Origin of the sequence: Caballeronia sordidicola, from assembly GCF_000729995.1 — a bacterium.
Classification (GTDB): domain Bacteria; phylum Pseudomonadota; class Gammaproteobacteria; order Burkholderiales; family Burkholderiaceae; genus Caballeronia; species Caballeronia sordidicola_A.
This window is the reverse complement of the sequence record NZ_JNFG01000142.1, coordinates 1-388: the sequence shown is the minus strand read 5'-3', so window position 1 is coordinate 388 and position 388 is coordinate 1. Positions and strand designations below refer to the sequence as shown.

1 pseudogene is annotated in these 388 nt (G+C 68.3%); it reads left to right on the top strand.

Going from position 1 to position 388, the window contains the following annotated elements:
* A pseudogene (locus FH08_RS0134100) lies at positions 1-388 on the top strand (ribonuclease HII); the annotation flags it as partial.

Below are 388 nucleotides of genomic sequence, written 5' to 3'. Positions count from 1 at the left end.
TGCGGGCCCGTTGGTGGTGGCGGCCTGCTTGCTGGGGCCGAACCGGTTGGAAAGCCTCTCGGCACTTGATGATTCGAAGAAGTTGACCGGAGCCGAACGGGAACGGCTGTTTCCGTTGATCCGGCGCTACGCGCTGGCCTACCACGTGGTGTTCATCCCGTCGGTCGAGGTGGACCGGCGTGGTGTGCACATCGCCAACATCGAAGGCATGCGGCGCGCGGTCGCCGGTCTGCCGATGCGGCCGGGCTACGTGCTCTCCGACGGGTTCCGGGTACCGGGCCTGGCGGCGCCGTCATTGCCGGTGGTCAGCGGGGACGCCGCGGCCGCCTGCATCGCCGCGGCCAGTGTGTTGGCCAAGGTCAGCCGCGACCGATTGATGGTCGAGATG